1 protein-coding gene is annotated in these 315 nt (G+C 48.9%); it reads right to left on the reverse strand.

Going from position 1 to position 315, the window contains the following annotated elements; all coding sequences use genetic code 11:
- Window positions 1-315: hypothetical protein (locus J0A66_RS22535; protein WP_206576049.1), on the reverse strand; the 315-nt coding region annotated here is incomplete at both ends.

Genomic DNA, 315 nt, shown 5'->3' on the forward strand with positions numbered 1-315 from the left:
CCGTGGCTTTCCCGGCCCAGCTCATTCACTGCATCAAGAATACCTTGAATCTGGTCGCGGTCATCCTCCCCCTCGTCCAAAGGACGGTATCGAATTTCTACCGGGTATGTGCGGCCACTAACCTGAATAACAGGCGCATCGTTAAAATGACGTGAGAAACGCTCTGGATCTATGGTGGCACTGGTGATTATCAGCTTCAGGTCCGGGCGTTTGGGGAGCAACTGCTTTAGGTAGCCTAAGATAAAATCAATATTCAGACTACGCTCATGGGCTTCGTCAATAATGATAGTGTCATATTGGTTGAGAAACCGATCT

Origin of the sequence: Bowmanella dokdonensis (assembly GCF_017254865.1) — a bacterium.
Lineage (GTDB): Bacteria > Pseudomonadota > Gammaproteobacteria > Enterobacterales > Alteromonadaceae > Bowmanella > Bowmanella dokdonensis.